This is a genomic window from Pseudomonas sp. HK3 (assembly GCF_052920985.1).
The window spans coordinates 657,134-684,079 of the sequence record NZ_JBREXD010000003.1 but is presented as its reverse complement, the minus strand read 5'-3'; the positions used below and the strand labels follow the sequence as shown (position 1 = coordinate 684,079).

The 26,946-nt window shown below is 43.2% G+C and carries 25 protein-coding genes; 8 read left to right on the top strand and 17 right to left on the bottom strand.

Annotated features, from left to right (window positions below; translation table 11 throughout):
- Positions 1-23: 23 nt before the first annotated feature.
- The 3 genes from ACU6U9_RS18640 to ACU6U9_RS18630 all read left to right on the top strand — a co-directional run bounded on the left by ACU6U9_RS18640 (position 24) and on the right by ACU6U9_RS18630 (position 4,225).
- Positions 24-2,057: an oxidoreductase gene (locus tag ACU6U9_RS18640; protein ID WP_446736496.1), complete on the top strand. Its 2,034-nt coding sequence runs from the start codon at positions 24-26 to the stop codon at positions 2,055-2,057.
- Positions 2,058-2,235: 178 nt separating this feature from the next.
- Positions 2,236-3,282, top strand: a complete 1,047-nt coding sequence (locus ACU6U9_RS18635; protein ID WP_446736495.1) for a hypothetical protein — start codon at positions 2,236-2,238, stop codon at positions 3,280-3,282.
- Positions 3,283-3,328: 46 nt separating this feature from the next.
- Positions 3,329-4,225 carry a 1-aminocyclopropane-1-carboxylate deaminase/D-cysteine desulfhydrase gene (locus ACU6U9_RS18630; RefSeq protein WP_446736494.1) on the top strand — a complete coding sequence of 299 codons (897 nt, stop codon included), beginning with the start codon at positions 3,329-3,331 and terminating at the stop codon, positions 4,223-4,225.
- 54 nt (positions 4,226-4,279) lie between these two features.
- Here ACU6U9_RS18630 and ACU6U9_RS18625 read toward each other — a convergent pair whose 3' ends face one another.
- From ACU6U9_RS18625 to ACU6U9_RS18585, 9 genes are all read right to left on the bottom strand, one after another.
- The gene (locus ACU6U9_RS18625; RefSeq protein WP_446736493.1) at positions 4,280-5,323 is read right to left on the bottom strand and encodes an AraC family transcriptional regulator; all 1,044 of its coding nucleotides are present in this window, start codon (positions 5,321-5,323) and stop codon (positions 4,280-4,282) included.
- A gap of 222 nt (positions 5,324-5,545) precedes the next feature.
- Positions 5,546-6,301, bottom strand: coding sequence for a hypothetical protein (locus ACU6U9_RS18620; RefSeq protein WP_446736492.1), 756 nt, complete (start codon positions 6,299-6,301; stop codon positions 5,546-5,548).
- Positions 6,302-6,485: 184 nt separating this feature from the next.
- Positions 6,486-7,394 (bottom strand): DMT family transporter, encoded by a 909-nt coding sequence (locus ACU6U9_RS18615; RefSeq protein ID WP_446736491.1) that lies wholly within the window; start codon positions 7,392-7,394, stop codon positions 6,486-6,488.
- A 199-nt stretch (positions 7,395-7,593) separates the two neighbouring features.
- Complete coding sequence (locus ACU6U9_RS18610) at positions 7,594-8,184, bottom strand: DUF924 family protein (RefSeq protein WP_446736490.1); 591 nt, start codon at positions 8,182-8,184, stop codon at positions 7,594-7,596.
- Positions 8,185-8,226: 42 nt separating this feature from the next.
- On the bottom strand, positions 8,227-9,015 hold the full coding sequence (gene murI, locus ACU6U9_RS18605) for a glutamate racemase (RefSeq protein WP_446736489.1): 789 nt from the start codon (positions 9,013-9,015) through the stop codon (positions 8,227-8,229).
- A gap of 111 nt (positions 9,016-9,126) precedes the next feature.
- Positions 9,127-10,551, bottom strand: coding sequence for a hypothetical protein (locus ACU6U9_RS18600; protein WP_446736488.1), 1,425 nt, complete (start codon positions 10,549-10,551; stop codon positions 9,127-9,129).
- Between the two features lie 62 nt (positions 10,552-10,613).
- Positions 10,614-11,084 (bottom strand): DUF2489 domain-containing protein, encoded by a 471-nt coding sequence (locus ACU6U9_RS18595; protein WP_446736487.1) that lies wholly within the window; start codon positions 11,082-11,084, stop codon positions 10,614-10,616.
- 22 nt (positions 11,085-11,106) lie between these two features.
- Complete coding sequence (locus ACU6U9_RS18590; protein WP_446736486.1) at positions 11,107-12,726, bottom strand: SulP family inorganic anion transporter; 1,620 nt, start codon at positions 12,724-12,726, stop codon at positions 11,107-11,109.
- A 2-nt stretch (positions 12,727-12,728) separates the two neighbouring features.
- On the bottom strand, positions 12,729-13,046 hold the full coding sequence (locus tag ACU6U9_RS18585; RefSeq protein WP_446736485.1) for an ArsR/SmtB family transcription factor: 318 nt from the start codon (positions 13,044-13,046) through the stop codon (positions 12,729-12,731).
- 50 nt (positions 13,047-13,096) lie between these two features.
- On the opposite strand from ACU6U9_RS18585, the gene ACU6U9_RS18580 reads away from it, so the two are divergent.
- Positions 13,097-14,011, top strand: a complete 915-nt coding sequence (locus ACU6U9_RS18580; protein WP_446736484.1) for an MBL fold metallo-hydrolase — start codon at positions 13,097-13,099, stop codon at positions 14,009-14,011.
- A gap of 101 nt (positions 14,012-14,112) precedes the next feature.
- Complete coding sequence (locus ACU6U9_RS18575; protein WP_446736483.1) at positions 14,113-14,547, top strand: DUF695 domain-containing protein; 435 nt, start codon at positions 14,113-14,115, stop codon at positions 14,545-14,547.
- Between the two features lie 82 nt (positions 14,548-14,629).
- On the opposite strand, the gene ylqF is transcribed toward ACU6U9_RS18575, so the two are convergent.
- Together ylqF and ACU6U9_RS18565 are read right to left on the bottom strand one after the other, a co-directional pair.
- The gene (ylqF, locus tag ACU6U9_RS18570) at positions 14,630-15,580 is read right to left on the bottom strand and encodes a ribosome biogenesis GTPase YlqF (protein ID WP_446736482.1); all 951 of its coding nucleotides are present in this window, start codon (positions 15,578-15,580) and stop codon (positions 14,630-14,632) included.
- A 126-nt stretch (positions 15,581-15,706) separates the two neighbouring features.
- On the bottom strand, positions 15,707-16,306 hold the full coding sequence (locus ACU6U9_RS18565; RefSeq protein ID WP_446736481.1) for a hypothetical protein: 600 nt from the start codon (positions 16,304-16,306) through the stop codon (positions 15,707-15,709).
- A gap of 136 nt (positions 16,307-16,442) precedes the next feature.
- Here ACU6U9_RS18565 and ACU6U9_RS18560 point away from each other — a divergent pair, with 136 nt between their 5' ends.
- The 3 genes from ACU6U9_RS18560 (at position 16,443) to ACU6U9_RS18550 (ending at position 19,610) form a co-directional block, all read left to right on the top strand.
- Complete coding sequence (locus tag ACU6U9_RS18560) at positions 16,443-16,754, top strand: BolA/IbaG family iron-sulfur metabolism protein (RefSeq protein WP_446736480.1); 312 nt, start codon at positions 16,443-16,445, stop codon at positions 16,752-16,754.
- Between the two features lie 112 nt (positions 16,755-16,866).
- On the top strand, positions 16,867-17,550 hold the full coding sequence (locus ACU6U9_RS18555; protein ID WP_446736479.1) for an START domain-containing protein: 684 nt from the start codon (positions 16,867-16,869) through the stop codon (positions 17,548-17,550).
- A 389-nt stretch (positions 17,551-17,939) separates the two neighbouring features.
- Entirely contained in the window at positions 17,940-19,610 is a 1,671-nt protein-coding gene (locus ACU6U9_RS18550; protein ID WP_446736478.1) for a hypothetical protein, read from the top strand.
- A gap of 87 nt (positions 19,611-19,697) precedes the next feature.
- Here ACU6U9_RS18550 and ACU6U9_RS18545 read toward each other — a convergent pair whose 3' ends face one another.
- From ACU6U9_RS18545 to ACU6U9_RS18520, 6 genes are all read right to left on the bottom strand, one after another.
- Positions 19,698-21,050 (bottom strand): L-glutamate gamma-semialdehyde dehydrogenase, encoded by a 1,353-nt coding sequence (locus tag ACU6U9_RS18545; RefSeq protein ID WP_446737198.1) that lies wholly within the window; start codon positions 21,048-21,050, stop codon positions 19,698-19,700.
- A gap of 10 nt (positions 21,051-21,060) precedes the next feature.
- The gene (locus ACU6U9_RS18540) at positions 21,061-22,812 is read right to left on the bottom strand and encodes a proline dehydrogenase family protein (protein WP_446736477.1); all 1,752 of its coding nucleotides are present in this window, start codon (positions 22,810-22,812) and stop codon (positions 21,061-21,063) included.
- A gap of 103 nt (positions 22,813-22,915) precedes the next feature.
- Entirely contained in the window at positions 22,916-23,923 is a 1,008-nt protein-coding gene (locus ACU6U9_RS18535) for a hypothetical protein (protein WP_446736476.1), read from the bottom strand.
- Positions 23,916-25,232: an adenylate/guanylate cyclase domain-containing protein gene (locus ACU6U9_RS18530; protein WP_446736475.1), complete on the bottom strand. Its 1,317-nt coding sequence runs from the start codon at positions 25,230-25,232 to the stop codon at positions 23,916-23,918. Before ACU6U9_RS18530 ends, ACU6U9_RS18535 begins: the two co-directional genes overlap by 8 nt.
- Before the next feature lie 263 nt (positions 25,233-25,495).
- A complete protein-coding gene (locus ACU6U9_RS18525) occupies positions 25,496-25,810 on the bottom strand; it encodes an SET domain-containing protein (RefSeq protein WP_446736474.1) in 315 nt (104 codons plus the stop codon).
- A 4-nt stretch (positions 25,811-25,814) separates the two neighbouring features.
- Complete coding sequence (locus ACU6U9_RS18520) at positions 25,815-26,831, bottom strand: AraC family transcriptional regulator (RefSeq protein WP_446737197.1); 1,017 nt, start codon at positions 26,829-26,831, stop codon at positions 25,815-25,817.
- Positions 26,832-26,946 lie beyond the last annotated feature (115 nt).

Here is a 26,946-nt window from a genome sequence, read left to right as displayed (position 1 = left end):
TAAAATTGATGTTGGAGAAAGATATGACGCAGTACGCTCATTTGTTAGAACCATTAGATTTAGGCTTCACCAAAGCGCGTAGTCGAGTATTGATGGGTTCAATGCACACAGGCCTTGAAGAACGTAAAGGGGGTTGGGAACGCCAAGCTGAGTATTTCCGTCAGCGTGCTGAGGGCGGCGTGGGCATTATTGTGACGGGTGGTATTGGGCCAAACACCCAAGGTGTTGGTGTGCAGGGTGGCGCTATCTTGTGTAAAGACAATGAAGATGACGTGATTAAACACAAATTAGTGACCGATGCAGTACACACAGTGCCAGGCTCATTAATATGCATGCAAATTTTGCATACTGGCCGCTATGCATACAATAACGAAGCGGTTGCCCCGTCTGCTGTTAAGTCACCTATTCATCCGTTTCCGCCTAAAGAGTTAGATATTGATGGTATCGAGCAACAAATCCAAGACTTTGTGACATGTGCTCTGCTTGCACAAAAAGCCGGTTACGATGGCGTTGAGATCATGGGTTCGGAAGGTTATTTTATAAACCAATTTATTGTGACGCGTACCAATAAGCGTACCGATGAGTGGGGTGGTAGCTATGAAAATCGCATTCGTTTGGCCAAAGAAGTGGTGCGCCGCACCCGTGAAGCGGTTGGCGAAAAATTCATTATTATCTTCCGCTTGTCGATGTTGGATTTAGTTGAAGATGGCAGTACATGGGATGAAATCGTTTACCTAGGTAAAGAAATCGAAAAATGCGGTGCCACATTAATCAATACCGGTATTGGTTGGCATGAGGCTCGTGTGCCGACGATTGCGACCAGTGTGCCCCGTGCGGCGTTTGTTGAAATTACGGCTCGTATGAAAAAAGAACTAAGCGTGCCGCTGATCACGACCAATCGAATCAACGATCCGGGTGTGGCCAATGCCATAATTGCTGAAGGTCAGGCTGATATGGTCTCTATGGCGCGCCCTATGTTGGCAGACCCGTATTTTGTAACGAAGGCCGCTGCTGGTAAGGCCGATGAAATTAACACCTGTATCGGCTGTAACCAAGCGTGCTTGGATCATGTGTTTAGTGGTGGCGAAGTGTCGTGTTTGGTGAACCCATATGCGTGTAATGAAACCAAGCTGATTCAGCAGCCCGTTGATAAAGTGAAAAAGATTGCCGTAGTGGGTGCAGGCCCTGCCGGTTTGTCGGCCGCTACAACCGCTGCTGAACGTGGTCACGATGTGACGTTGTTTGATGGCGCGAGCGAAATTGGTGGGCAATTTAATATTGCTAAGCAAGTGCCAGGCAAAGAAGAGTTCGACGAAACCATTCGTTATTTCGGTAAAATGATCGAAAAAACAGGGGTCAAATTACAATTGAATACCCGTGTTGATGCACAGCAGTTAATTGATGCAGGCTTCGACGATGTCTTTTTGGCAACCGGTATTGTGCCACGTACGCCTGAGCTTGAAGGTGTCGATCACCCAATGGTGTTGAATTACCTAGATGTGCTGCGTGACAAGAAGACAGTCGGTAAGCGTGTTGCCGTAATGGGGGCAGGTGGTATTGGCTTTGATGTGTCTGAATATTTAACCCATGGCAAAACGAGCCCTAGCTTAAATAAGAATGAGTTTATGGCAGAGTGGGGCGTTGATTTAACCGTCACAAACGCAGGAGGTTTAGCGGCTGAGGCCCAAGTTGAGGCGTCTCCTCGCGAGGTATTCTTGTTACAGCGTAAAAAATCAAAAGTTGGGGCTGGCTTGGGTAAAACCACAGGTTGGATTCACCGCACAACGTTAAAACACAAAGGTGTGCAAATGATCAATAAGGTGGATTACCTTAAAATTGATGATCAAGGGCTGCATATTGAGGTGGATGGCAAGCCAATGCTATTGGCGGTAGACAATGTCATTGTTTGTGCAGGGCAAGAGCCGTTGCGCGAATTGCAGGCACCGTTAGAGACGGCTGGTATTGGGGTGCATTTAATTGGTGGTGCCGATAAGGCGACAGAGCTAGATGCTAAGCGAGCCATTAAGCAAGGAACAGAGTTAGCGGCTGCTATTTAATTCACTAATTGATGTACTTTAAACACCTCTAGGCGAAAGCCTAGGGGTGTTTTTGTTTGTGACGGGGTGCTTAAGTTGACGACTTATGGCTAGGTTGCTATGAGAAAGTGTAAGCTTTATCACATCTTGAATGCTTGAACTGACCTACACTGAAACGAAGCTAATGAAGGTACATACTATGGCAAATACGGCCTTAGATTGGGTTCACCCCATTTCAAGTCATATTGAAACCCTGCTTGTGTTTGATGAAGGCAAGGTTGTTCATGTTTTAGGTAAGGACGAGATGGATGCCTTGCTGGATGGTGAGATGGGGCTGCCTAATATCAGCGGCAATCACAAAGCAGTTTACGTACAGGCAAATCATGATTGGCTGATTCAGGCGTTGGTATGCTGCGTGATTGCATTTGATGACGAAGGGTATTGCGAACCAGACTTGCCATTACCTTTACAGCGGTTATGTGATTCAGCAGGGCCAGGCCCTGACTTTGGTGCAGGTCGTATTCGTTTAGCCTGTCGCAGCCAGTGCCCGATCTCTGGGTATAAAGAAAATTTGTGGGACCCATCTACCGTTGTGTTTTCTGCTATTACCGAAGCGCTAGATGACGCACAGGGTGAATTACTGCATGGCGTAACGCAGGAAGACTCGGTTGATGATGTCGTTGATATTAAGCGAACATTGCGCAATGAAGAGGCGGCTTATCGCAACCAAATGCAGCAGGTGCAGCAAGAGCTTGAACAGCAAACGTTATTAACAGAGCGTGCCTCTAAGCAACTTTCTGAGCTTTCACAAAAACGATCAACACTTGATGAGCATGAGCTGCGCCGTGAGAACGAGCGATTGAATATGAAGGTGCGTGAGCAACAAGTGCTGCTTGATCAATTGCGTCGCTCGCAGGCGAATGATCAGCCTAATGAGAGCACGGCGGAAATGAATGTTCAATTTATTCAAAAGATGCAAGAGCATGAGGTGATGAGTGTTGTGTTTCACCCAGGTGCTGGCCATATCAATTTGCACGCCCACCAGCTTGCTGATTATTTAGATGACCCTATTGCCTATGCGGCTCATCAAATATCGTTTGCAAAAGCTGAATACGCCATATGGCTGAAACATCATGATTCGCCGCAGTGTGTCGTGTGTGATGAAGATATTGCGTTAATTGGTAACCCTAAAATATTTGATGTAGCTAAAGACATCTACTGCGATCAGCATAAACCGCTTGAGTAAGCGTTGTAATTATGGAAACTGACACATTTATTATTGCAGTATTTAAATGAACTCCCTTTCTGTAAAACTTCAAAATCCTATCATTAACCCTCTTGCGCTGCTTTCGGACATTGATGCGTTTAATGTTTGCTTGCACATAAAGCGTGATGACTTAATTGATGATGTGGTCAGTGGTAATAAATTTTTTAAGCTTTATCACCACTTAAATGCCTTCCATAAAAACAATCATAAAACCTTACTGACGTTTGGTGGGGCCTACAGTAATCATTTGCACGCTACGGCTTATGTTGGTCATAAATTAGGTATTAATACGGTTGGTTTTATTCGTGCTGAGGCACATGAGTTAAAGGTGTTAACGCCAACGTTGCAAGACTGTCAGCATTGGGGGATGCACTTGGAGCCGCTCTCAAGAAGTGAATATAAATTAAAACAAGATTCTACTTTAGTGAAACAACAGGCTGATCAATACCCAGCGCCATATTGGATTCCAGAAGGGGGGGCGGGTGAGTTAGGCGTTAAAGGTGCTGAATTAATTCTCAAAAATGTCGACCAGTCTCAATACGACACTATTGTGCTGGCTTGCGGTACTGGCACTACGTTAGCGGGGGTTATACGTGCCAGTGAGCCTCATGTTCAGATAATAGGCATACCCGTATTAAAAGGTGCTAAATGGATGGCGGAAGAGGTGCAGCCGTATTTAAAACCACATATGACCAACTGGCGCTTAGAATTGGATTATCATTTTTCAGGTTATGCTAAACGTAATCAAGTATTAATGGATTTTATACAGAAGGTACAAGGCGAAACACAATTACCATTAGACCCTGTTTATACCGCAAAAGCGTTTTATGGATTGGTGGATTTAATCAAGCAAGAAAAGATACGCAGGGGCAGTCGTGTATTGTTCATACATACGGGGGGGCTTCAAGGCACGCGGTCTTAACGCGAGTGTTCTCTGTGTGGAATGCAATGCATTCCACACAGTATCTCCAGAAAATTAAGCGACTTCGCTGCTGCTTTCGTGGGCTTCATGGGTGCGGTTGCTGCGGTACTGAGCGGGGCTCATACCCACGTATTTAATAAAAATACGATCTAGCGTGCGACGACCTGAAAAGCCAATCTTCATGGCGATTTGCTCGATGCTTTGTTTGTTGTCCATTAACAAACTTTTTGCTTCTTCGATGCGTGAGTGCGTCAAAATCGATTTGAGTGATGTCCCTTCTTGTTGAAGGTGACGATTCAAAGTGCGCGAGCTGATGTGAAATAGCTCGGCTACTTCCTTTTGTGTGGCACTGAATTCAATACGATTCTGCACAATTGCTTGACGAATTCGGTCGCTCAGCAATGCACGATTATTGATTTTTTCTGCCAGGTTTTTCACTTCTGTTTTTATCATATTCATAATGTGGGTATTTGCTTGATGAAGTTGCTTGTCAAGCCAGAAAGCAGGGAATACTGCTGATACTTCCTGACAGTTAAACCGGACCGGAGTGTGGAGCCATCTTTCATAAGACGTTTCGTAGCTAGGTGCTGAAAACGGCAACAAAAGTTGGGTTAGCTTGAATTCACGCCCGCAAATTTGTCGTAGCCAGTGACATGTAACAGATAACATCAAATCCATGCGGACTCGTTGTTGTTCGTCAATATCTTGGCAAATAGGGAACGTTATTTTGACGCTCCCATCTCCTTTACGACTGAAAGTTGGCGGTGCTTCATCACTGAACAGGATGTAGTAACGATTAAGGGATACGAGTGCTTCACCTAAGGTAGAACAACATAAAAGCAAGTGCTGCAATAAATTGTAGGAACGTGCTTCTAGGCTGGCGCCAGCGCTTAACCCCAAGTCACTCTTGCCGCTGACCTTTACCAATGCTTGGAAAAGGGCATCAACTTTAGCGACGGTAATGCGGTTATCAGGGTCTAACAGCAAGTCGGGATTGATATCCGCTTGTGTTACAGCAGAGACCGTGTCGAATCCTAGGGATTTAACATGGCTGATAACAGGGTTAATCAGTGATACAGATATGCAGTCGGATGTCACCGTACTGATCCTTTCTTTTGTTATTGTTATTTTAAATGGGATCTCTGTCCTGTTAATAAAAATGCACATAATGTGCCATTATCATTCAATGTCTAAAGATGGCAGGTACGGGCTAGGTTTTTTTTAGTAGTCGGGTTAAGAGAAGCATAACTATGTTGCGAACTTGTTACGCATAGTAACTATGTCAGTAACAAGTCTGGGTACATTTGACTCTAGGTGGGATTAAAAATGGATTTCGAAGCCAGTTGAAAAGCCTTCTAACTTGCCTTTAGGGAACTCAACAGCATTCAGTGTCACGATGGAATATTCGGCGCGTATGGCTAACCAGTTGTAAGGTTTAAAGATTGCGCCATAGCCATACCAGAAATCCACCGCCCATTTATCTTTAGGGCTCTTGCTGTCTTCAATACGGCAATAAGTAATTGTGCCGCAGTCGTTCAAGTTGTTTGGGGTATCGGTTGAGCCATCTGGCAATTCATTGCCATCGCTATCAAAGCCGGGGCGTGGCGCAAAAATGGTAACGTTGGTGTTTTTTGAGTGCCAGGCTAAAAAACTGGCACGAGCGTATATCTGCATCCAATTATTAACGGATTTTTTGAATTTTAAACCGGCAGAAACCCCTTGTGTGCGGATGCTCGATAGCCCTTTGAATCGTGCTGTCTGTTCATTAACGGAATCTTCGCCGTAACCAATGTTTTCAAAGCGATCTTTGTCATCTTCATCGTCATCATCACCTAATACAAAATTAGGGTCATCAAATCGTGACGTACCGTAGTCTATGTAGCTCCACTCTAAGTCGAGCCAAGGAGTAACATTGCTGCCAGAGTCCACGCGAAAACCATCATCTTGGTCGTTAAACGTGGCAGAACTATTAAAGTTTTGCGCGACGCCAAAGTAACCCGCTTGGGATGCCAAAGAGATAAAGAATAAACCGATAAATAGTAATAATTTGGTTTTAAGTGAGGTGTGTGCTTTCATAAATTGCTCTGTCATTATTCTTATTTGGCAGGCATTTTAACCAGCATTGCCTTTGCTGTCATGGCTTGTGTGCAATTCTTAACTGAAACGCACTGACACCTTATGTAATCTCAGTCGGTAATCTTTTGCCTAGCATGAATGTTAATCAGATATTGGCCATGAATAAAATGACTTATAATGCTAGCTATGTATTAATTTCGGGAATGGTAGCTGTATCCTTATGGCGATGCTGCTGAACCCAAAGCCCTGCCATAATCAGCACTAGCCCAACATAGGTAGACGACAAAATATGTTCGCCAAGAATAAAATAAATAAAGACCAGCGATAAAAACGGTGAGATAAAAATCAGGTTACTCACCTTCGACGTATTATCAGCCTTTTTCATCGCATAAGACCAAAGCACAAACGCAATCCCCATTTCGAATACACCTACATACACCGCAGCGCCCAAACTCACGCCTACAGTGAAATCAAAACCGTCGGTGAGCCCACAAAAAATAATGAGGAAAGGTAACCCACAAAGAAAATTCAAAAACAAACCCACCACAGGGTCGCGGGTATCGCGCGTTGCAATAATCCAATAAGACGCCCAAACAAACGTACTGGCAATCGCCAGAGCAACCCCCAATGGGTCAGAAAAACTCATTGAGAATACATCACCTCGGGTAGCAATCACGACCACACCGCTGTAACAAATCAGCCCCGCAATAATATCCGCTGGTCGCAAACGCTGGCCCAAAAATGGCACCGACAAATAAGCCAATACCAGCGCCCAGGTATAATTCAGCGGTTGCGCTTCTTGGGCTGGCAAGCGATCAAACGCACCAAAAAGTAAAAAATAATAAAGGCACGGATTAATTAACCCCATACCGATAGATTGCAAGTACTGGCCACGGCTTAGTGAAAAAACCAAATGCCAGCGATCTTGAACCTTTAAAATAATAGCGATGACGACAACCGAAGCAGAGCACGCAACGACCAATAACTGAATCGGAGAAAACTCTCGCAGCGACAATTTAAAAGCGGTAGCAACCGTCGACCACAGCAATACCGCAGCCAATCCGAATAACATTGCTTGTTTTTGGCTAGCCATCGGTCTATTTCCTATTCTTTAGTGTCTCTAATTACTGAGCAGTATACCCTCCATCAATCACCCGCTCACTGTTCGTAACAAACTTAGATTCATCAGGCGCCCAATACAAAACACCATAAGAAGATCATTCGGCTCACCGACTATTGGCTTGTTATGTCTTATATGGTGTTGCAAACAAAGACGATGGTATTAACTTTGGCTATTGGCCAAAACGTAAACCGTCACTGTCGAGGTATTTTTGTTCTTCGGGCGTTGATTCACGGCCCATTGCTTGGTTGCGATGCGGGTAGCGAGAAAATTGGTCAATGATGGTTTTGTGTTTATGAGCAAAATCAAGGAAGCCTTTGGCTGGCTCGCCATGATGGTTCACCAGCTCACCAAAGATGGCAATGGATTGTTCATGCATCTTGATGTCTTCGCTGTGTTGTAATGGCATACAAGCAAATACAGCGACATGCAGTGGCAATTTTAGATGCTGCTGGTCGGCTATTAAACGTTGGCATTTTTCCAGTGACAGGGCATCGCCGCTAAATGCTTCGCTTTGACCGCGATAAATATTTCGAGTGAATTGGTCGAGTAAAATAATATAGGCAATCTCGTCATCAATTGTATGGCACTCATATTGATTCATAAGGGCCGATTTAACTAAGGGCTCAAATTGCTGCTTTATTTGTAGGTCCAGTTCATCACTTGATTGAAACCAGATAGGTGTTTGTTTTTGTGCTTTTTGTTGGTCATATGGCCATGCACCAAACCAAAATGTCAGAATGCTTTTAGTTGCTTGATTCATGGTGGCCTCAAATAGTAATCCGTTATTGCAGTTTAGTGCATATTACACGAATTGTGTTGCGGAATTTATCTCGGTAAAACCCAACTCTTTTAATGTTTTATGTAGCCCTTGTTTAATTTGAGCGCTTGAATAAAAAATAGCGTCACAATCAATAGCGCAATCCATAGGGGGTTGTACTTTGGGTAAAACATCGATGCAACGCTTAGCGATAGCGTGAGTCGAGTCAATCCAATGAATTTGAGGGACGAGGGCATTTAATTCTTTTTTAAGGTGTGGGAAGTGTGTGCAACCCAATACAACATAATCACATTCAGCGTGTACGAAAGGCTCAATAATATTGGCCAGTCTCTTTTGGTCAATGGTTTGTTTGTTTAATTTATGCTCGGCCATGGTGACTAATTCGGTTGAGCTGACTTTTGTCACGTGACAATTATGGGCAAAGCGTGTGATTAAACTTTGTAAATAATCACTGTTTACGGTTGTAGGGGTAGCTAGCACGCCGATGGCACGTTTTTTAGTGAAGCTGGCAGCGGGTTTAACCGCAGGTACAACGCCAATAATAGGGGTGTTAATGCATGCGCGTAACTGATCCAAGCAAAGTGTGCTGGCGGTATTACACGCGATGATAATGGCATCAAGTGAATGATGGTGATCAAGTGCGCTGACAAGATTGATGATATGTGCATTTAACCAAGTAGGGTCTTTATCCCCGTAAGGTGAAAACTGGTGGTCAGCAAAGTAAACAATATCGGCATGAGCTATATGCTGCTTAATGCCTTGTAAAACACTTAAGCCACCGATACCAGAATCAAAAAGTGCAATACGAGGCAATGTTTCATTCCATAAAATACAAGCGAATATTAAAAGAACGCGTAAAGTAAAGGCCCGCGATTATACGGGCCTTTACTATTTTTGTTGTGTCGTGCTATTAATGTTTAAAGATTAAGGTGCTTCTGGTACTGCTTTCTCGATAATGTTTTGTGTGCTGTCTTTATCGGTTATAACGGTATCGGTTACAACTGTGTTCTCTTCTAATGTGCTAATTTTATCGGCTGTCTCTATCGCGACAATGTTTTCAGGTGGACTTTGTGCGTCTTTTGCAGTCACTTCGGTTATTGGTTGAATAGGCGCGGCTTGATCTTCGATGGCAATGTTTTGGTTTTTAATAGCCGAATCTTGAGCCGCTTCTACGTTGTTATCGGTGGGCTTAGGGTTGGCGATTAATTTAGAATCGTCGGCTGCAGTTGGCGCCGTCATTTTTGCCGAGACGTTTTTAAGTGCATTTTCTTTTGATGCAGCAGTAGACGCTGCGGTGTCATTGGGAACTGTTTTCGCAGTAGATGATGCTTGCACGGCTTGCTTAAGTTCTGCAATGGTGTTTTCGAGTTCTTTCTTTTCGTTGGACCATTGTGAATTATTCATATTGGTCTGGGCTTGTTTGTTTAAGCGTTCGACTGCTTGAGCCAGTGCAATGGATTGATGATTAAGCGGCATATGGTTGACAGCCTCATGATCGAGGGCCTTTGTTACTCGATCCAGTAAAGATTCAACATACAAAATGTGCTCTTCGGCTTGTTCTGTATCCATTTTGAGCAAAGGCTTTGCGGCTTTTGCAACTTGCTCAGCGTGTTGAGCTAAACGAATGGTGGCTCTTGAGTTGTCAGCAATGAGTTCGCGTTCTTTATATTTGTTTTCAATGAGCAGCTCTAATTGCTCAACGGCTTTTTCTGCGGTTTCAAATGTTTTTGCGGCGAATTTTTCAGCATCAGCATCTTCAGCTTGCTCTAGTGCATTTTCAGCCGGTAGAAAGTGTGCGACCTTGAGCGTTTTGACTTCTAGTTCAGTGATATCTGCTAATACGTCATTTTGATCTTTTAATGCTTTATTTGTTCTCGCGCCTTCAATAAGTAAAATGAGATCATTGATGTCATCTTTCAGATCGTCAAAGTCGTCTTTGAGCAGTGTGTGGCTATCGATTTTTTTCAGCATTTCTAAACCATCAAAACTAGGCTTTAGCTGATCAATAACGATCTCTTTGGTGGCAAGGCCGCGTTTGAATAATGCTTGTGCGGTTAAGCTATGAGCAATCGTAACGCTAGCAGGTTTGTTTTGTTTGAGAGCGTTTTCTGCGTTGGTGATTTCTTTTTCAGCTTGCGCCATGTAAGTGGGGCTATAAATATAAAGATCTTGTTGTTGGGCATTAACTTGGATGGCCCTAGCACTTTCGATGGCTTGTTGAGGGCTTTGTTGGCTGTTTTGCGCTTCGCTTAATGCGGTTTCTTGAATCAGTACGGTGTCTTTAATCGCAGGAGTCGAGCAGGCGGCCAATAGACTCAATGTACATAAACTTAATATAGACTTCTTCATGATACGGCCTTGGTAAATGTGATCTCATCAGTATTTTACCAAAGCCTCGTTATATGAACAGGTTAATTAGGCTGCAGTATGTCGAATTTGTATTCGCTTAAGGTTTTAACTTCTATTAATACTTGCTCTTTATGCTTTTGCTCTAAAGCAAACCTCTGCTTATCTTGTTTGAATTGCTCTTTTTTGCTGAGTGCTTTATAGGCTTCATGGGTATGCATGGTGATGGTTTGAGCAAAATGCGCCTGAATCGTTTTGAATTCAGGCTTATGCTGAAGCTCATCATCAAGACGGTCCATTAATACCTTAATACGCAGGCAACCCTCAGTGATCTCACACTGGCCTTGCAGCATAGAGTTAGCGATAAAACGTAAATCACCTGCCAGTTCGTTGCGGTGTTTTTGCCATACGCCTTTGTTATGTTGAATTTGTTGGGCTTGCTGGCGTTTAACATTACGTAATTTGATTAAGTAATAGGCGGCTGTTGCAGAAAGTGCGGTGACAATGATGACGCCGGCGATAATGAGATACAGCATGGTATTACCTTTGAGTAAAAAGCTAGATTATATAGCTTTCATCGGTCGGTTGCGAAAGGGTATCGAACGCTTCGCTGGTGGTGAGGAAAATATGGCCAGGTTTAATGCTTTCAACAAAGCCTCGCTTGGTTAACTCATCCATTACTGGGCCTTTAATCTCGGCAAGGTGAAGTTGTTTATTTTGTGCTTGGAGTTTTTCATTCCACGAATGCAATAAATCTAAACCATCACTGTCAATTATGTTGACGGCAGAGCACACCACGAGCAGGTTTTGGGTATTGGGGTAGTTCTCAAGTGCACCTTCTATAAACTGATTGATGGCATCTTGATTAGCAAAATGGATGCCCTCATCAATCCGTATGGCCAATAAGCCTGTTTGTGTAATGACGTTATGGCGCTTCACATTTCTGAAGTGAGTAGTGTGAGGGATGCGACCAATAATGGCGATATGAGGCTTGGCTGCGCTGCGGATAAGAAAAATAACAGAAAGGGCGACGCCAGATAAAATGCCGATCTCAACACCTTGCCATAAAACCACTGCAAACGTGATGAGCCAAGTGCTGTTTTCTTTTGGTTGGATGCGCCAATGTTTGATTACGGGCGTGAAGTCTAATAATGGCCATACGGCTAAAATGACGATAGCCCCTAATGCGGCTAGAGGAATGTAATTAATAACGTCTGATGTGAACAGCAATAGCAGGCTGACAAATAGTGCAGTAAATACACCCGCCAACGGACTGCTGGCGCCTGCTTGATGGTTCACCATTGAGCGCCCAAAACCACCGGCAACGGGGTAGGCTTGAAATACGCTGGCGGCAAAGTTAGCAAATGAGATGCCGATTAATTCTTGATTGGCGTGAATGCTTTCTTTGTTGTGTTTGGCGAGGTTTTTAGCCACAGAGGTGCTTTCTAGAAAGCCAATTAGTGCAATGAGTGCGGCATTTGGCAATAGCTGCTCAAATAATTCCCAAGGCATTGAAAGAGAAAAATTAAATATGCCATGAGCGCCGGCGACACTCACAGTGTTAAAGGTGTTAGGTAAATACACTACCCAAACGCAACCGACGACCACCACTACGAGCGGGCCCAGTTTGCTTAAAAAATGGTGGGGTATTTTGCGAAAGGCTATTAATAACGCAATGAAACCAACTGCAAGAGACGTGGTTTGCATGTGCGGTGATGTGTCAGTCCATATATCGGTGCCAAGGATAAGCGGCAGCTGTTTGCTGATGATTAATACGGCCGCAGCTGTAGTAAAGCCTTGGATGACGGGGTGGCCAATAAAATGCACCATATTTCCAAGGTTAAGTACGCGCATACCAGTCAAAATCATGGCCACTTGCAGTGCCAGCAATTGTGCCGCAGGTAGGGCTTGCTCCGCAGAAAGTGGCTGCAGTGCTTCGCCTACCATTAGACTGATAATGGCAACTGGGCCGATTGCCAAGGCGTGGCTTCGGCCAAAAACGGCATAGGCGATTAACGGGAAGATGCAGCTGGCCAAAGCGGTAGCTGGCGGTAAATGTGCTAAAAAACCATAACCAATGGCTTGGGGGATGATTAAAATGGCGACAATTAGCCCTGCAATGGCATCGTTGCGCAATTGCCAATTGCTGTGTCTCCATGGGAAAAGCCAGTTAGGCATGGTTATTTCAGTAAGTCAGGGCAATAAATGCTTTGTAATACCATAATGACTTCTTTTGCCTTAGAGCCTTGAAGCGAATAGTAGATGGTTTGTGCGTCGCGACGTGTACTAACGAGCGCTTCCCGTCTTAGCCACGCAAGGTGCTGACTCAGTGCCGACTGGCTTAGGTCCAAGCGATCATTGAGTTCGGTTACGTTCATTTCGCCTTGGGCGAGAGAGCATAAAATCATTAGGCGATTTTCATTTGCCAAGGCTTTTAATAATTTTGAAGCTTCACTGGCGTGAGCCTTCATTTCTTGAGCAATGGGAAAGGTTTCCATAGCGTCCTCTAAGAACTGTTTTAGCTGTGTTAAATTTAACACAATATTTAATGAAAGCTAAATTAGATTTTGCTAATGTAGTCTCAATTGCACTTAATTTGGGGTTTGTCATGCAAATAGAGAGCTTCTACCACGAAACAACACAGACATTTAGCCATCTTGTTTTTGATGAGGCGACAGATGATGCGGCATTAATCGATCCTGTTGCAGATTATCAAGCCAGTACTGGCAGTGTGAGTCATGTGTTTTCTGATGAGATTATGGGTCGTATTAAACAGCGAGGCCTTAATCTCATTTATGTTTTAGAAACCCATGTCCATGCTGATCACTTGAGCGATGCACAGTACATTAAATCCCAGGTGGGTGGGCGTGTATTAATTGGTGAAAACGTGGTGAGCGTGCAGCGTCACTTTGATGAGGTTTTTGCATTGACCAGTTATAAAGAAGCATTATTTGATGGCTTATTGTCCAATAGTGATGTGCTAACCCTTGGTAATATTTCGATACAAGTACTGGCAACACCAGGCCATACCCCAGCATGTTTAAGCTATGTTGTAAGATCAGCCAATGATGTGGCCCATGTTTTTGTTGGTGATACGTTATTTATGCCTGATGTCGGCACGGCGCGTTGTGATTTCCCCGGTGGTGACGCGCAAGCACTTTATCAGTCGATTCAATCTATCTATGCATTAGGCGATGATGCGCAACTTCACATGTGTCATGACTATCCACCTAATGAGCGTGATGTACGCTCTGTTGTCAGTGTAAAAGAGCAAAAGAGCCACAATATCCATTGTGCACAAAATATTAGTGAATCCGCTTTTATTGAGAAACGCCAAGCACGAGATAAGACTTTGGATGCGCCTAAGCTGATACTGCCCAGTTTACAAGTGAATGTGCGAGCAGGTCATTTACCCGCAGTGGATGCAAATGGGCGGTGCTTTTTGAAAATCTCCCTGCGTTAAGGGTTTTGGGTCTAAATAGCCATAAGAACCGGCGCTCTTGTGCACTTGGCTTATACTCTGCTAGTTTTAAACATATCCAAAAATAAAAGCAGGGACAGCATATGGCGTTTTCAACCCGCTGGGTGCTAGCAGATGGCACGCTTAACGATGAGCCGATAACGATCCGCTATCGTGATGAACTTGAAAACGAGCAGGCGTCAGGTGAGTTTAACCAATGTGTGCAAATCTCTTGGAGCGCGGCTGATGTGGATGCTGTGACGGGTTACCCAAGCGATAAAGAATTGCTACTAATTGACGACTTTAATCAAAAATTAATGAGTGCAATTGAAGACGATGGCCATGCACTGGTTGTTATGGTGATTATGTGTCAGGGAATTAATCAGTGGATTTTATACGCAAAAGACACCACACAACTGCAATCAGATTTAAATACGATTCCAACTGACACTGGGTTATACCCCATTGAAATTGTGGCTGAAGAAGATGCCAGCTGGGACATATTCACTCAATTACGTGATGCAATTAAAACGCAATGATGAAATAAGAGCCGTTTTGTCTGAGTTTAAAGAACATAAGAAAAAGCCGCTAAGCGGCTTTTTTTATGTCAGATTAACGCGTTTACTCTTGCTCTTCTTCTGGTTTATTTTGGCGTGTGCCTTTTTTAGAGTCGAGTCTTTTCGCTTCAGCCTCTGCGGCCTTACGCTCAGCTTCTACTTTTAACGCCTCTTCTTCTGCTAGCATCATTTTAGGTGTTTCATAGGTGAGTTTGCCTAATTTACCTGAGCGTAATTCGTGAATCAGAATTTCAGCAGCCTTGTGCATATCAACGATACCACCCGAACGTAAGCAGCCTCGCTTGCGGCCAATGCCTTCAATCAGTTGCTCGCCTGTTTCAGGTAATTCGGTGAATTTATAGCGTGAGCGAATGGTGTCAGGGTACAGCTTTAGCAACATGTTGCCGGTGAACTCAGCCACCTCGAAATAATCAATGGCCGTATCGCGTACAGCGCCGCTGGCGGCTAAACGAAAACCGCTGCTGGTGTTGTGTATTTTAGGCCATAAAATTCCAGGGGTATCAGAAAGAACAATGCCGTCATTAATTTTGATTTGCTGTGGGTGGCGAGTAAGCGCAGGCAAGTTACCTGCTTTTGCTACGGTGCGACCTGCAAGTGTATTAATCAGCGTGGATTTCCCCACATTGGGAATGCCCATGATCATGGTACGAATGGACTGCTTTTTCTCTTCACGTTCAGGCAGCATGCTCAAGCAATATTGAGTGATGGCTTTCACTTGTTTTTTATCTAAACCCGTGAGCGCCATGGCCTTGGTGTTGGGCTGGCTATTAAAATAATCCAGCCATTGCTTGGTGAAAGTTGGGTCCGCTAGGTCAGATTTATTCAATAACTTTAAGCAGGCTTTGCCTGAGCGCAGTTCGGGCACTAATGGGTTTTCGCTGGAATAGGGTAGGCGTGCGTCAAGTACTTCAATGACCAAGTCGATCTGCGGCATCATCTCAGTAATTTGTTTGCGTGCTCGGTGCATGTGACCGGGAAACCACTGGATAGCCATGATGAATCCTATAAAAAATATGTAAAAGCAGATCGGCTGGCTATTTTACGGGGTTATGGCGGGAGGGGAAAGGAAATAAGCACAATGCCTTACTCAGTAAGGCATTGTGCTTGATATTGCTTAGTATTAGGCAAAAATAGAGTTGTTACGAGGCTCTTCTTCGTGACTACTTTCGTCTGTTTCAGCAAATGGGGCATCTTCACTGACTTCTTCGCTTGATTCACCTTCGAATTCTTCATTTGAATTTTCAAGCTGAGGTGCTTCAACCGGTGTTTCTTTAGGCTGATTAACGTTTTCTTGTTGTTCCGCTAAAATCTGTTGAGCCAGCATATCTTGTTGCTTTTGCTGTTCTTTTTCAGCTTTGCGTTCATCTTTGATGCACTGCTTATCTTGTTGAACCCAGTTGGTGCCTGTTACTTCTAAGCTATCAAGGCCTTGTTCTTCAGCGATTTCGGCCGCGATGCTGTTTGATAATTCGTCAGCGTCTTTGGCTAGCATCTTTCGTTCAACAGGGTCCAGCGCGCTGAACATGTCCAGAATTGCTTGGCTTAGAGCTTCGCGCACTAGTTGGTTTTTGCCTTTGTTAAAGCGCTTTGAAATGGTGTTGATCATGGCCATATCGGCGCTACTGACACTGACATCAATAGGGGTGAATGTGGATTCTTGCGCAATGCGCGCTTGTTCTTCTAGGTAAAACTGTTCGATTAATGATTGCGCCTTGCTCATGCTGTCACCTCTTGCTTGATTTGGGCTAATTTATACAGGCCTAAAATGGCTTCGTCAATGTGAATCTGTATATCCATACATGGTTTTTATTGAGGGAATGGGTATAATTTTGATGTTTTATTTGAAGGTAATCGCTATGAAGGTTCAACAGCAAATTCAGCTGAAGTTAGATCACGCATTTAAGCCTATGCATTTGCATGTAGAAAATGAAAGCCACATGCATAACGTGCCTGAAGGCTCTGAAAGTCATTTTAAGGTTATTTTAGTCACCCATGAGTTCGATGGCTTGAATAAAGTAAAACAGCATCAAGCGGTGTATAAGGTACTGGCAGAAGAATTAGCCGGTGCGGTTCATGCATTGGCATTGCATACGTTTACGCCGCAGGCTTGGTCTGAATCCAATAGTGCGCCTGACTCACCCAACTGTATGGGCGGTAATGGTCTATAGTCGCTTATTATATTGGCGCATTTGACAGGCTAATATGAATTTTTGGACATTGTGATGAGTGAGCTGGCAGGTATACTCAGGGTTCTTACACCGTTAATAATGAGGATAATAAATGAAACGGTTAACAATCCTGGCCAGTGCTGCGCTACTGTCTTTGAGTCAATTGAGTATTGCTGATGTTAGTCCATGGCAATTAGAGGCTCACGACGAAGATAAAGACATCAAAGTATTTACCCGAGAAGTAGAAGGCTCTGAATTAAAAGAGTTTAAGGGCGTTACTCATATCAAAGCTGATGTAAATGCATTTGTTGCCTTACTCAAAGATGATCCGCAAGCCACAAGTTGGATGCATAACGTGATTGTGTTTGATGTAAAAGATCGCATCAATGATGAAGAGACTGTTATTTACACGGTTAACGAAGCCCCTTGGCCTGTGACCAATCGCGATGTTTACATTCGCTCAGTTATGACAGCCGATGCTCATGGTGTGGTTACATCATCGATTAAAGCAGAATCCGATTATGGTGACATAAACGAAGACTACGTGCGTATGCCAAACGTTAACGGTCAGTGGGTATTTACCCCGCAAGCCGAAGGTATAGTCGAAGTTGTGTATCAAGCCCATGCCAACCCAGGTGGCTCGTTACCAGACTGGTTAGTGAACTCGATTGTGGTCGAAACCCCGATGGAAACATTAACCAACTTGCATGAAAAAATACAAGAAGAGCAGTATCAAAATAAAACCTATGCATTTATTGAAAATGCACAAAAAACAACTGAATTAGTTGGCGAATAATAAGTTGTCAATTTAACTCGCGAGTGCGCAGCGTGTGCAGTAACCACGTTCGCATCGCGATTTAAAATCATTCTGCTGTCACTGCTTTTTAGAATCTAATTTCCTAAATAATCCCCGTTATCTTTGCACCGCCTTTAAGACCGTATTCATACGTATTGAGTATCATTTGTTTGTACACACTTTTTTGTTGGCCGTTATGTGTGAGTAACTTTGTTAAGTCACACACACGCAAAAGAATTATTTGCATTAAAACGTTAAAGCAAACTTATCTTTTTATGCTGGGTTTTACATTTATCACTTAAACCCTAAATTGCACTATATGACCCAAATAGTCGCTGACATACAATTATTGTTAACAATAATTCGTGCAATTTTGGAATCTACTCATAGTGAAAAAAATATTTTTAAGTGCCTTTATGGCTTGTGGTTTAGTCGCGTGTGGCGGTGGCAGTAGTTCAGGTGTCGGTGACAGTAGTTCCGGTGATGATGGCATTAACCAAGGTGAGAAATTGCCAGTTCAAGAGGTTAATAATTCGCCTGTTGCAAGTAATGTGGGTATTACTGATGTAAATGGTGGCGCTACGTGGGCGGGTGATGAGCTGGTTGGCAGCTATACCTACTCTGATGCAGAAGGGGATGTCGAAGGTACGACTGTTACTCGTTGGTTGGTTGATGGTGTTGAAGTAGCAACAGGAGACCGTTATGTCAGTACCAAAGCTGAAGCTGGTAAGTCTCTTATATTTGAAGTGACGCCTATTGCTGTTGCCGGTTCAATAACAGGTAAAGCAAGCGTGTCTCAATCGTTTGAAATCAAACGTGACTTAGCATTTTTCACAGCGGGTACGCTTGAGAAAAGAAATAATCTTTTTGTCACAGATGGAACGGAAGCCGGCACAATAAACCTCGATGTGATTACAAATGGCCCAATCGGAAGTAAACCAGTACAAGTGGGTGATAAATGGTTTTTTGCCATTTATGACAATGATTCATTTAAAATGCGCTTAGCTGAAACAGATGGTACGCCAGCAGGTACGAAAATATTCAGCGAAGGGCCTGAGCTTAATGCTCCTTATGAGATGGCGGAGTTTAAAGGAAAGCTGTACTTTGCAGGCCGTGATGCTGCACATGGTTCAGAATTATGGGTGGTTGATGGTACAGAAGCAGGTGCTAGATTATTTAAAGATATTGATGTGAGCCCAAATGGTGGCATACCGCGCAATTTTACGGTTGTCGGTGATCAGATGTTTTTTACGGCTTATTTATCCTATACCGGTGACGAGTTATGGGTGACCAATGGTGATAATTCAAATGATGGCACTCATTTAGTAAAAGATTTTACGCAAAATAATGCCTCCGCAAACTTTGGTGACCTTTATAGTTTCAACGATAAGCTGTACGTGGTAGTAGCAGAGCGTCTTTGGGTAAGTGATGGTACAGACGCAGGCACAAAACAATTGAATTCTGAGCTTCGACCATGGCGTGCTGATAATTTCATCACCCTGAATGATCATTTTTACTTTACTGACTCATCGATTAGTCGTAATAGAAGCGTTTGGGTGAGTGATGGCTTAACGGCTAGGCCTCTGCATCATTCTCAGAAAAAAAATAACCATTCAATTAATGACTTAGCGATATTTAATGAAAAGGTGTATTTTATTAGTAATAATCAGCTATACGAAGCAACAGCTGATGTTGCTAAAAAAGTTGAACTGGGCGAGTTGAGTGTAAAAGTTAACGGATATACTTATCTAGTAGCGTTGAAAGATAAATTATTATTTGACGCAAGTCTTGCTGATGAAAGTAATTTTGAATTATTTCAATATGATGGTGCTCAGGTTTCACTTGTAAAAGATATTACGGGCGATAGTTCAAGTAGCTATCCACAACAGCTGATCTTGTTGAATAATGAAGTGCTGTTTCGAGCGGATGATAGAATGTCTGGAAGGGAGTTGTGGAAAACCGATGGTAGTGAAGCTGGTACTGTACTATTAAAAGATATTTATAGAGGCCTTAAAGGAAGTTGGTTGAATTTAAGGTTGGGAGAGAAATTAGATTTTTAAAGATGATGATCATTTGATACTTATTTTGTTTATACTAAAAACGCCAAGATATTTCTTGGCGTTTTTTTGTGGGGAGGTAAAAACTATTTAGCTAAGTAACTCTTGGTTGCCACCAAAGGCTGATGTATTCGTGGTTACTGTGTATTCCTTAACAAAAGCCTGCACGTAATTTGGCCCGCCTGCTTTTGGACCTGTGCCAGAGAGCCCATGACCGCCAAAAGGTTGTGAGCCCACTTTTGCTCCTATCATATTTCTATTGATGTAAATATTTCCAACAATGGCGTTGCGGCTTATGTAGTCGATCCATTGTTGATTACGGCTATGAATGCCAAGCGTTAAACCATAGCCGCTATTATTGACCTGCTGAAGCTTGGCATCTAGATCGTTGTGATCAAAGGGGATGATGTGCAGTATTGGCCCAAAAAATTCTTGTGTTAACTGGTTTATGTCATTTATTTCATACGCTCTTGGGGCTAAATATAATTCACTCGGCAGGCTCTCTGGTAGGGGCACTTGGCCAATGAGGGTCGCATTTTCATTCAACCAGTCAATATGACCATTTAACGTTTGTTTGGCGGTGCTGTCTATGATTGGGCCAAAGTCGGTATCGCGTAAGAAGGGTGACTCAATATTGAGAACGGCTAGGCGACCACGTAACGCATAGTAAAAGGCATCTTTGATATCTTTTTGGATGAATAAAATGCGTAACGCTGAACAGCGCTGTCCTGCGCTATCAAATGCGGAATCAATGACATCAGGAATCAGTTGATCAATCAGAGCGGTACTGTCGGCAAACATAACATTCTGTCCGCCGGTTTCAGCCAATAACGGTACAAATTTATCGCAATACGTCAGTAGCCACTGTTGTATTTTTTTAGCGCTTGCGGTTGAGCCTGTAAAGCACACCATGTCAATGAGCTGTTGTTCTATGAGTGACTTACAAATCAATTCACCACTACCAGGCATGAAAATTATTTGCTCTTCACTTACGCCGGCTTGAAACATGATTTCAATTGCACGTTGGGCGATAATGCTGGTTTGTTGTGCGGGCTTTGCCACAACACGATTGCCGCACGCTAATGCAGCGCACACTTGGCCGACAAAAATAGCCAATGGAAAGTTCCATGGGCTAATACATAGTACGGTCCCTCGCGGGCGGTATCGCAGTAAGTTTTCTTCACCCGTCACGGAGTCTAAGATTACAGGGTCGGCAAAGTTTTTTTGCGCTTGCCTTGCATAATATCGACAAAAATCGATGGCTTCTCGTACTTCATCTAATGCGTTTTGTAGTGTTTTTCCTGCTTCTTGCATGCATAAAAACATTAGCTCGTAACGGTTTTTATGTAGTTCATCTGCGATTCTCTCAACGGAGGCGGTGATATGTTCTAAATCATCAAACTGAAATTTATGTGTTTTCAGTTGATCGCAACAGCTGGCAATAGCCGCTTCATCACTTGCGTATAAAGTACCGATTTTTCTTGGTATCGACAGGGCTAAACAAATCCACAGGTTGGCTGTGCTTCAATTCTTGCCCATTGATAATAGGGCAGGCTTCATAATGCTCCTCAAAAAATGGCACCACAGAATCCATTGTACGGTGATAAAATTTATCGTGTTCAAGTTCCACCCCATGGCTATTGCGGTAATCTACAAAAATTTCACCAGGCAAGGGCACGTTAGGGTTCATAATTGAAGATTGAATTAAATTGTCAGCTGGGTGCTCAGTTAGGTTGTGTATTGGTACTTGTGGATCATGAACTTGAAATACAAACGAGCTATTTGCGCCGTTTTCAATTAGTCGGCGAACTAAATAAGGGAGCAACTCATGGTGTAGGCCGATGGGAGAGTAAATTCGGCATGCAATATTATGACGTTCATTCACTAAGTCATACAGTGCCTCGCCCATGCCTTGTAGTCTTTGGAATTCAAACGCAACATTTGAGTTTAAGCTTAATATATATTCTACTGTCCAGGCATTGTGGGTTGCGAATTTAGGCTTTAACCATTTTTGGCGATTACTTAGTAAAAACCGAACGCACGCTAGGTAGTTTAAATCGGTACTGGCTTTTTGAGTGAATACTGGGTATTCAGTTAAACCAGATTGTTGTGCCCATTTTATTTCAGTGTCCCAATACGCGCCTTTAACTAATCGTATTGGAATGGCAATTTGCAGTTTATTTCCGAGTGCATATAACCAGTGCAGAATACTCAATGCACGCTTGCCATAGGCTTGCACCACGATGCCAAAATCCCCCCAGCTTGATAAATCTTGATGACTCAACACCGTTTCAAAAATCTGTAATGAAATATCTAGTCGATATTGTTCTTCTGCATCAATGGTAATGGGGACATTCTTTTCTCGGGCTTTGCAGGCAAGCTTTAACAAACGATCAATAATAATAGGCATCGCTTTATGTTGCTGGCTTGGCTCATACCTAGGGTGCAAGGCGGATAGTTTTATCGAAATATTGTCGGTGAGTTTTTCTTTGCGATTATTACCTTCTGCTACGATATCAATGGCGTGGCTATAGGATTGAAAATAACGCTGAGCATCTTCTTCGCTTAGGGCTTGCTCACCCAACATATCAAATGAACAGCATTGATTTTTAGGCTCTAAGTGTTTGCTTTTATCAATGGATTCTTCAATGCTTTGGGCATAGATAAACTGCTCACCCATAATACGAATGGCGCGTCCAACCGCTTCGCGAGTGATGTTGATGGTTAGTTTGTTGACCAGCCCCTTAATTGCGTCATTAGGATGTGCCTTGTTGGATTTGAGTACTCGCCCGCTTAGCGCTAGCCCCCAACTTGCGGCGTTAACCCAAAATGATTCACTTTTATTGAGGTGATGCTGCCAGCCACGTTCTGATAATTTATCGATGAGTAAGTCATTGGCCGTGGCGGTATCCGGTACGCGTATTAACGCTTCCGCTAGGCACATTAATGTAATGCCCTCATCTGTGCTTAAGTCGTACTCTTGGAGCAACTGGTGCAAGATAGAATGGCTGTTGTGTTGACGGATGACGTCAACTAAGTCACTTACCGATTGAGTGAAGGTTTCATCTTGGGTTTCAGGGAAGGTATCGAGTAATTCTTGTACGTAGTCCTGTTCATCGCATAAATAATGTTTTTGAATTTGGGCTCTTAAGGTCGGTGTTTTATCCGCATGAATATTGGCTGGGTCGAGCGTGAAGTCCATCATGGTGTCATCCTTAAATTCCCCATACCTTAATATAGCTGATTTTAGAAAGGCTATTGCCCATTTCAGCTTAGTAAGTTAGAAGAAAAACGCCAGTTTCAAATCGCTATTGGTTTTGTGATTGGCGTAAGGTGTCTAGCTTGTATTTGATCTTTTGTGCGCGGGTGATCTTGTCTTTTAGCTCAGGCAGAGATGGCATGAGTGTTTGAGCTTGTTGCCACAGGATCATAGCGCCGCTAATGTCCCCTTGGCGATATACGCTGTCACCTAGTTGGTTGAGCTCTTTTGCGTTGAGCTGCAATAATGCCTTGGCAGCTTTAATGGCCTGTTTAGTTGATTTATTTTTAAATGATGGCTTTGAAAGTGTGGCGACTAATTTTAATATTTGTTCGAAATTCTCCTCCGCCATGGCTTCATTTAATTGACTGACGAACCTAGTTTGCTTTTGATGGATAGTGTCAGCATTCTTTTTGGCTAGCCCTTGTAGAATGGCTGTTTGTATTGATGCGTTTTTAAGCTGACTGTTTAATAACAAAGCTTGTTCATATGTCTGTTTTGCTAGTTGTAAGTTGTTTTGCTTAATGGATTCATTCGCCAGCGCTAAGAGTTTTTCAGCAAGCAGGTTTTTTTCAGTGAGCATGGGGGTGCTAGACTGCCACCAAAACAATTTTGTTTGTTCGTTTCTGTGTTTGAATAGTGTGTAGTTGGATTGCTCAATGAGCAAGTGTGCTTGTGCTATGGCTTGTTGGCTTACTAGTGATAAACGTTCTTTGTTGCGTAATTGTGCAAGCTTTTTTTCGGCTCGCGCAAACTGGTTATGCCATGGTTGTGTGGACTTTAACGTGAGCAGCAAGCGGTCTGCTTTGCGCCATTGCTTTTGCGAAAAAAGAGTATGTAATTGTTTTAATTGTATTCGACGGTAAACGTTGGCTCGCTGTTGAATGTGTTGTAACAGCTCGGTGTTCAGGGGCTTGGAGCGATTAACTTGATTGAGCGCTTGCTGATACTCGTGTTTTTTAATAAGCGATTCGGTGCTCTCAAGCCACACTCGTGGCTGATTCGTGCTGCATGCACATAGGCAAAGGTACAAGAAAATGATGGCAGCTTTATACATTTTGCATGGCTTCCATTTCAGCTTCTTGTTGCATTAATAATCGATTAAATTTAGGGGCAAGGTGCAATACGTGACGTGCATTAACCGGTTTTGTTTTGCCTTTAATTGTCAGTTCAACGGGCTGTTCTGCAACTACTAATTCGTGTGTGGAAGGATGCATGAACACGCTGTCACTGATCATGAGTTTGTTCATGTCGGCGTGTTCACACATGCGGGCTGCTAAGTTAACGGTGTCACCTGTAATGGTCAGTTGCATGCGTTCACTTGAGCCAATTGTACCGGCTAGCATTTCACCGCAATGTAAGCCTAATCTAAAGTTTAAATCAGGTAGGCCTTGTTCCTTTCTTTGGGCATTCATTAAGTCGGTTAAGCGTAAGAATATTTGCGCCGAGCAAACCGCGTTAATACTGTGTTTGTGATCTTCTTTGTGAACGCCAAACGTTAGCATAGCACCGTCGCCAATATAATTATCGACAGTACCACGGTACATTTTTGCGGCTTGGTGTAATAAGAAATAATAATGATTGAGAATATCCGTAATATCACTTGGCTTGGCGTATTCGCAGAGTTGTGTGAAGCCCACAATATCGACAAACAATACAGAGCCATGGACGCTTCGCAGTGGGGCTTTATTGGTGTGCAGGTTCTCTAGTATGCCTTTGGCAATGTCTTTTGAAATGTAACTGCTGAACTTGTGCTCGATTGATTCTTTATCACGCAGTCCTTGCAACATATTGTTGAAGCTTAAAACGAGATCGCCGACTTCATCATTTTTGATACTGGGCAGTGATGGATTCAGGTTGCCGTTAGTGACCTCTGACGCCACTTTTTGCAAACGCTTTAGTGGTGCGCTCAAATTCGTGGCCAGCCATGCGGATATCATCAACGCCAATATGCCGATGCTAAACACAATCACACCTAATATCTTACGAGTATGTATCAATGAGTCACGTATCGGGCTGTTATCGAGCACAAGTGCAATACTGCCAGCTTGTACGTCATGAAATAGAATAGGGGTGTTGTAGTGGGTCAGCTTAATGTGATTGTAGGTTGTATCGTTGGCCGGGCTTTGTGCCAGTAACTGTTGCTTGTCATCAAATACTCGCATCTGATGAATATTAATATTTTTACTGACGAGATTATCCAGCATAGAGGTTAAGGCGAGTTTGTCTGAGGCCATTACCATTTCTGCCGCGCTATCGGCCGCTTGATGGGTGATAGTTTGTGCAAATGTGTCAGTTTGCTGTTGCAGAAGATGGTTTAAATTGTAGCCAAGATAAGCCCAAATAATCCCGACAGTCAGGCTCAAGGTGACAGCCATGGCCAGTAGTATTTGCCAAAATAAAGGGAAACGAAAATGGTTAATAAAATGAGTGCCTTGCATAACCCTGTTGTCGCCGAGTTAGGCGTTGTATGGTTGAAAAATAGCCAATTGTCTCATGAAATCCATTTCAATGAAATCTAAAGTCTTGAACTTACACCTTAGCTCCCTTGTTCCCGAATAACAAAGGTAAACGCTCAGGCTGTGATGGGTGTCTTGCTTTCAGCGAACAGCTGAATACTGGACTCTTATTACTCCCAGCCATCGCCATAATCGTGAAGTAATTCATCACCGAGTTTGATGTTTTTAATTGCCATTACGGTGAAGTCGTCATAATAGGCAACATTGGCTTTTTTATTGTGATTGATGTACTTGAGATCGTTTGTTACTTTGAATTTGTCTTGCCCGTCGTTCATCCATAGGACATGAATGCCATCTTTTTGGCAGGGCTTGCCTTCTAAGGTGCCCACGAGAGCCCCTTTTTTGATGGCACATTTGGCAAATAACCCTTTGCCATGGACGGCGCTGTCTTTTACTTCAGCTAGGTCTGATAGTGGTGTGTTCATTTGATTAGTCATTGTGTATGTATTCTTCACCATGGCGATATGCGCCAGGAGTCATATTTGTCCATTTTTTGAAAGCACGATGAAACGTACTGGGCTCAGAAAACCCGAGTTTTTCTGCCACCTCTTGAATGCTCAAATCGCCACGCTCTAAATAAAACAATGCGCTATCACGGCGCAGTTGATCTTTGAGTTCTTGATACGTTAAGCCTTCTTCTTTTAAACGTCGACGTAGCGTTTGCGCGCTAGTATGCAACGCTTGTGCAACGAATTCAAAATTAGGTAGCTCAGTTGATAAATCAGAGCCAATAATGGCACGAATTTGCGCCACCAAACTATTGCCTTCATCTGGTCTGGCGAGTAAGTCGGCTGGGCTTTGCTTTAAAAATTGTTTAAGTGTGGTTTCGTTTTGAACAAGTTTAGCCTGCAAGAATTTAATGGGAAACCGAATACCAGTGAACGTACTATTGAACTGTATATCGCAATAAAAAATGCGTTGGTATTCACTGTGATTAACAGGGGCATCAAATTTAAAATGAGCATCCATTAAACGAATGCGCCTACCAATTAACCAGCTGCCAAAGCGATGCCAAATAACTAAAATGGATTCTATTAAAAAGTGGTCAGGGTCATTGAGTTTACTTTCGTCAACTTTAATAGTTGCGTACTCATTGTCCACTTCAAGTGTGATGTCGGGTAGGTGAAGAAAAAGCCCATAAAAACGGTATGCTCGGCGAAATGCTTTTTCTAACGTCGGGCAGTGAATAACGGCATGACACATCATGGCAAATGACCCTAATGGGCTCACTTGTTGGCCAAGCCCCATGTATTCATCTTGCATCTCTAGCCAAATATTTTGAATTAAATTGGCGTATTGTTTTGCGGTTACTCGTGCCTTGGGCTCATGTAAAACATCTTCTAAAATACCAGAGAGTTGGAGTAATGACGTAATATCCACATTCTGTGATTGCGGGCCACGTAGCGCCGCTTTCACATAATGATAGGGTATCGAAAATTCTAATATGCTCATAACACCCCTCTAAATAACTGAAACGATTGACAGAATGCGTCAAGCATACACAAAGCGTCTTGTCGTTGCAGCAGATAACCTAGACATAAGTTCAGCTATATGATCTATT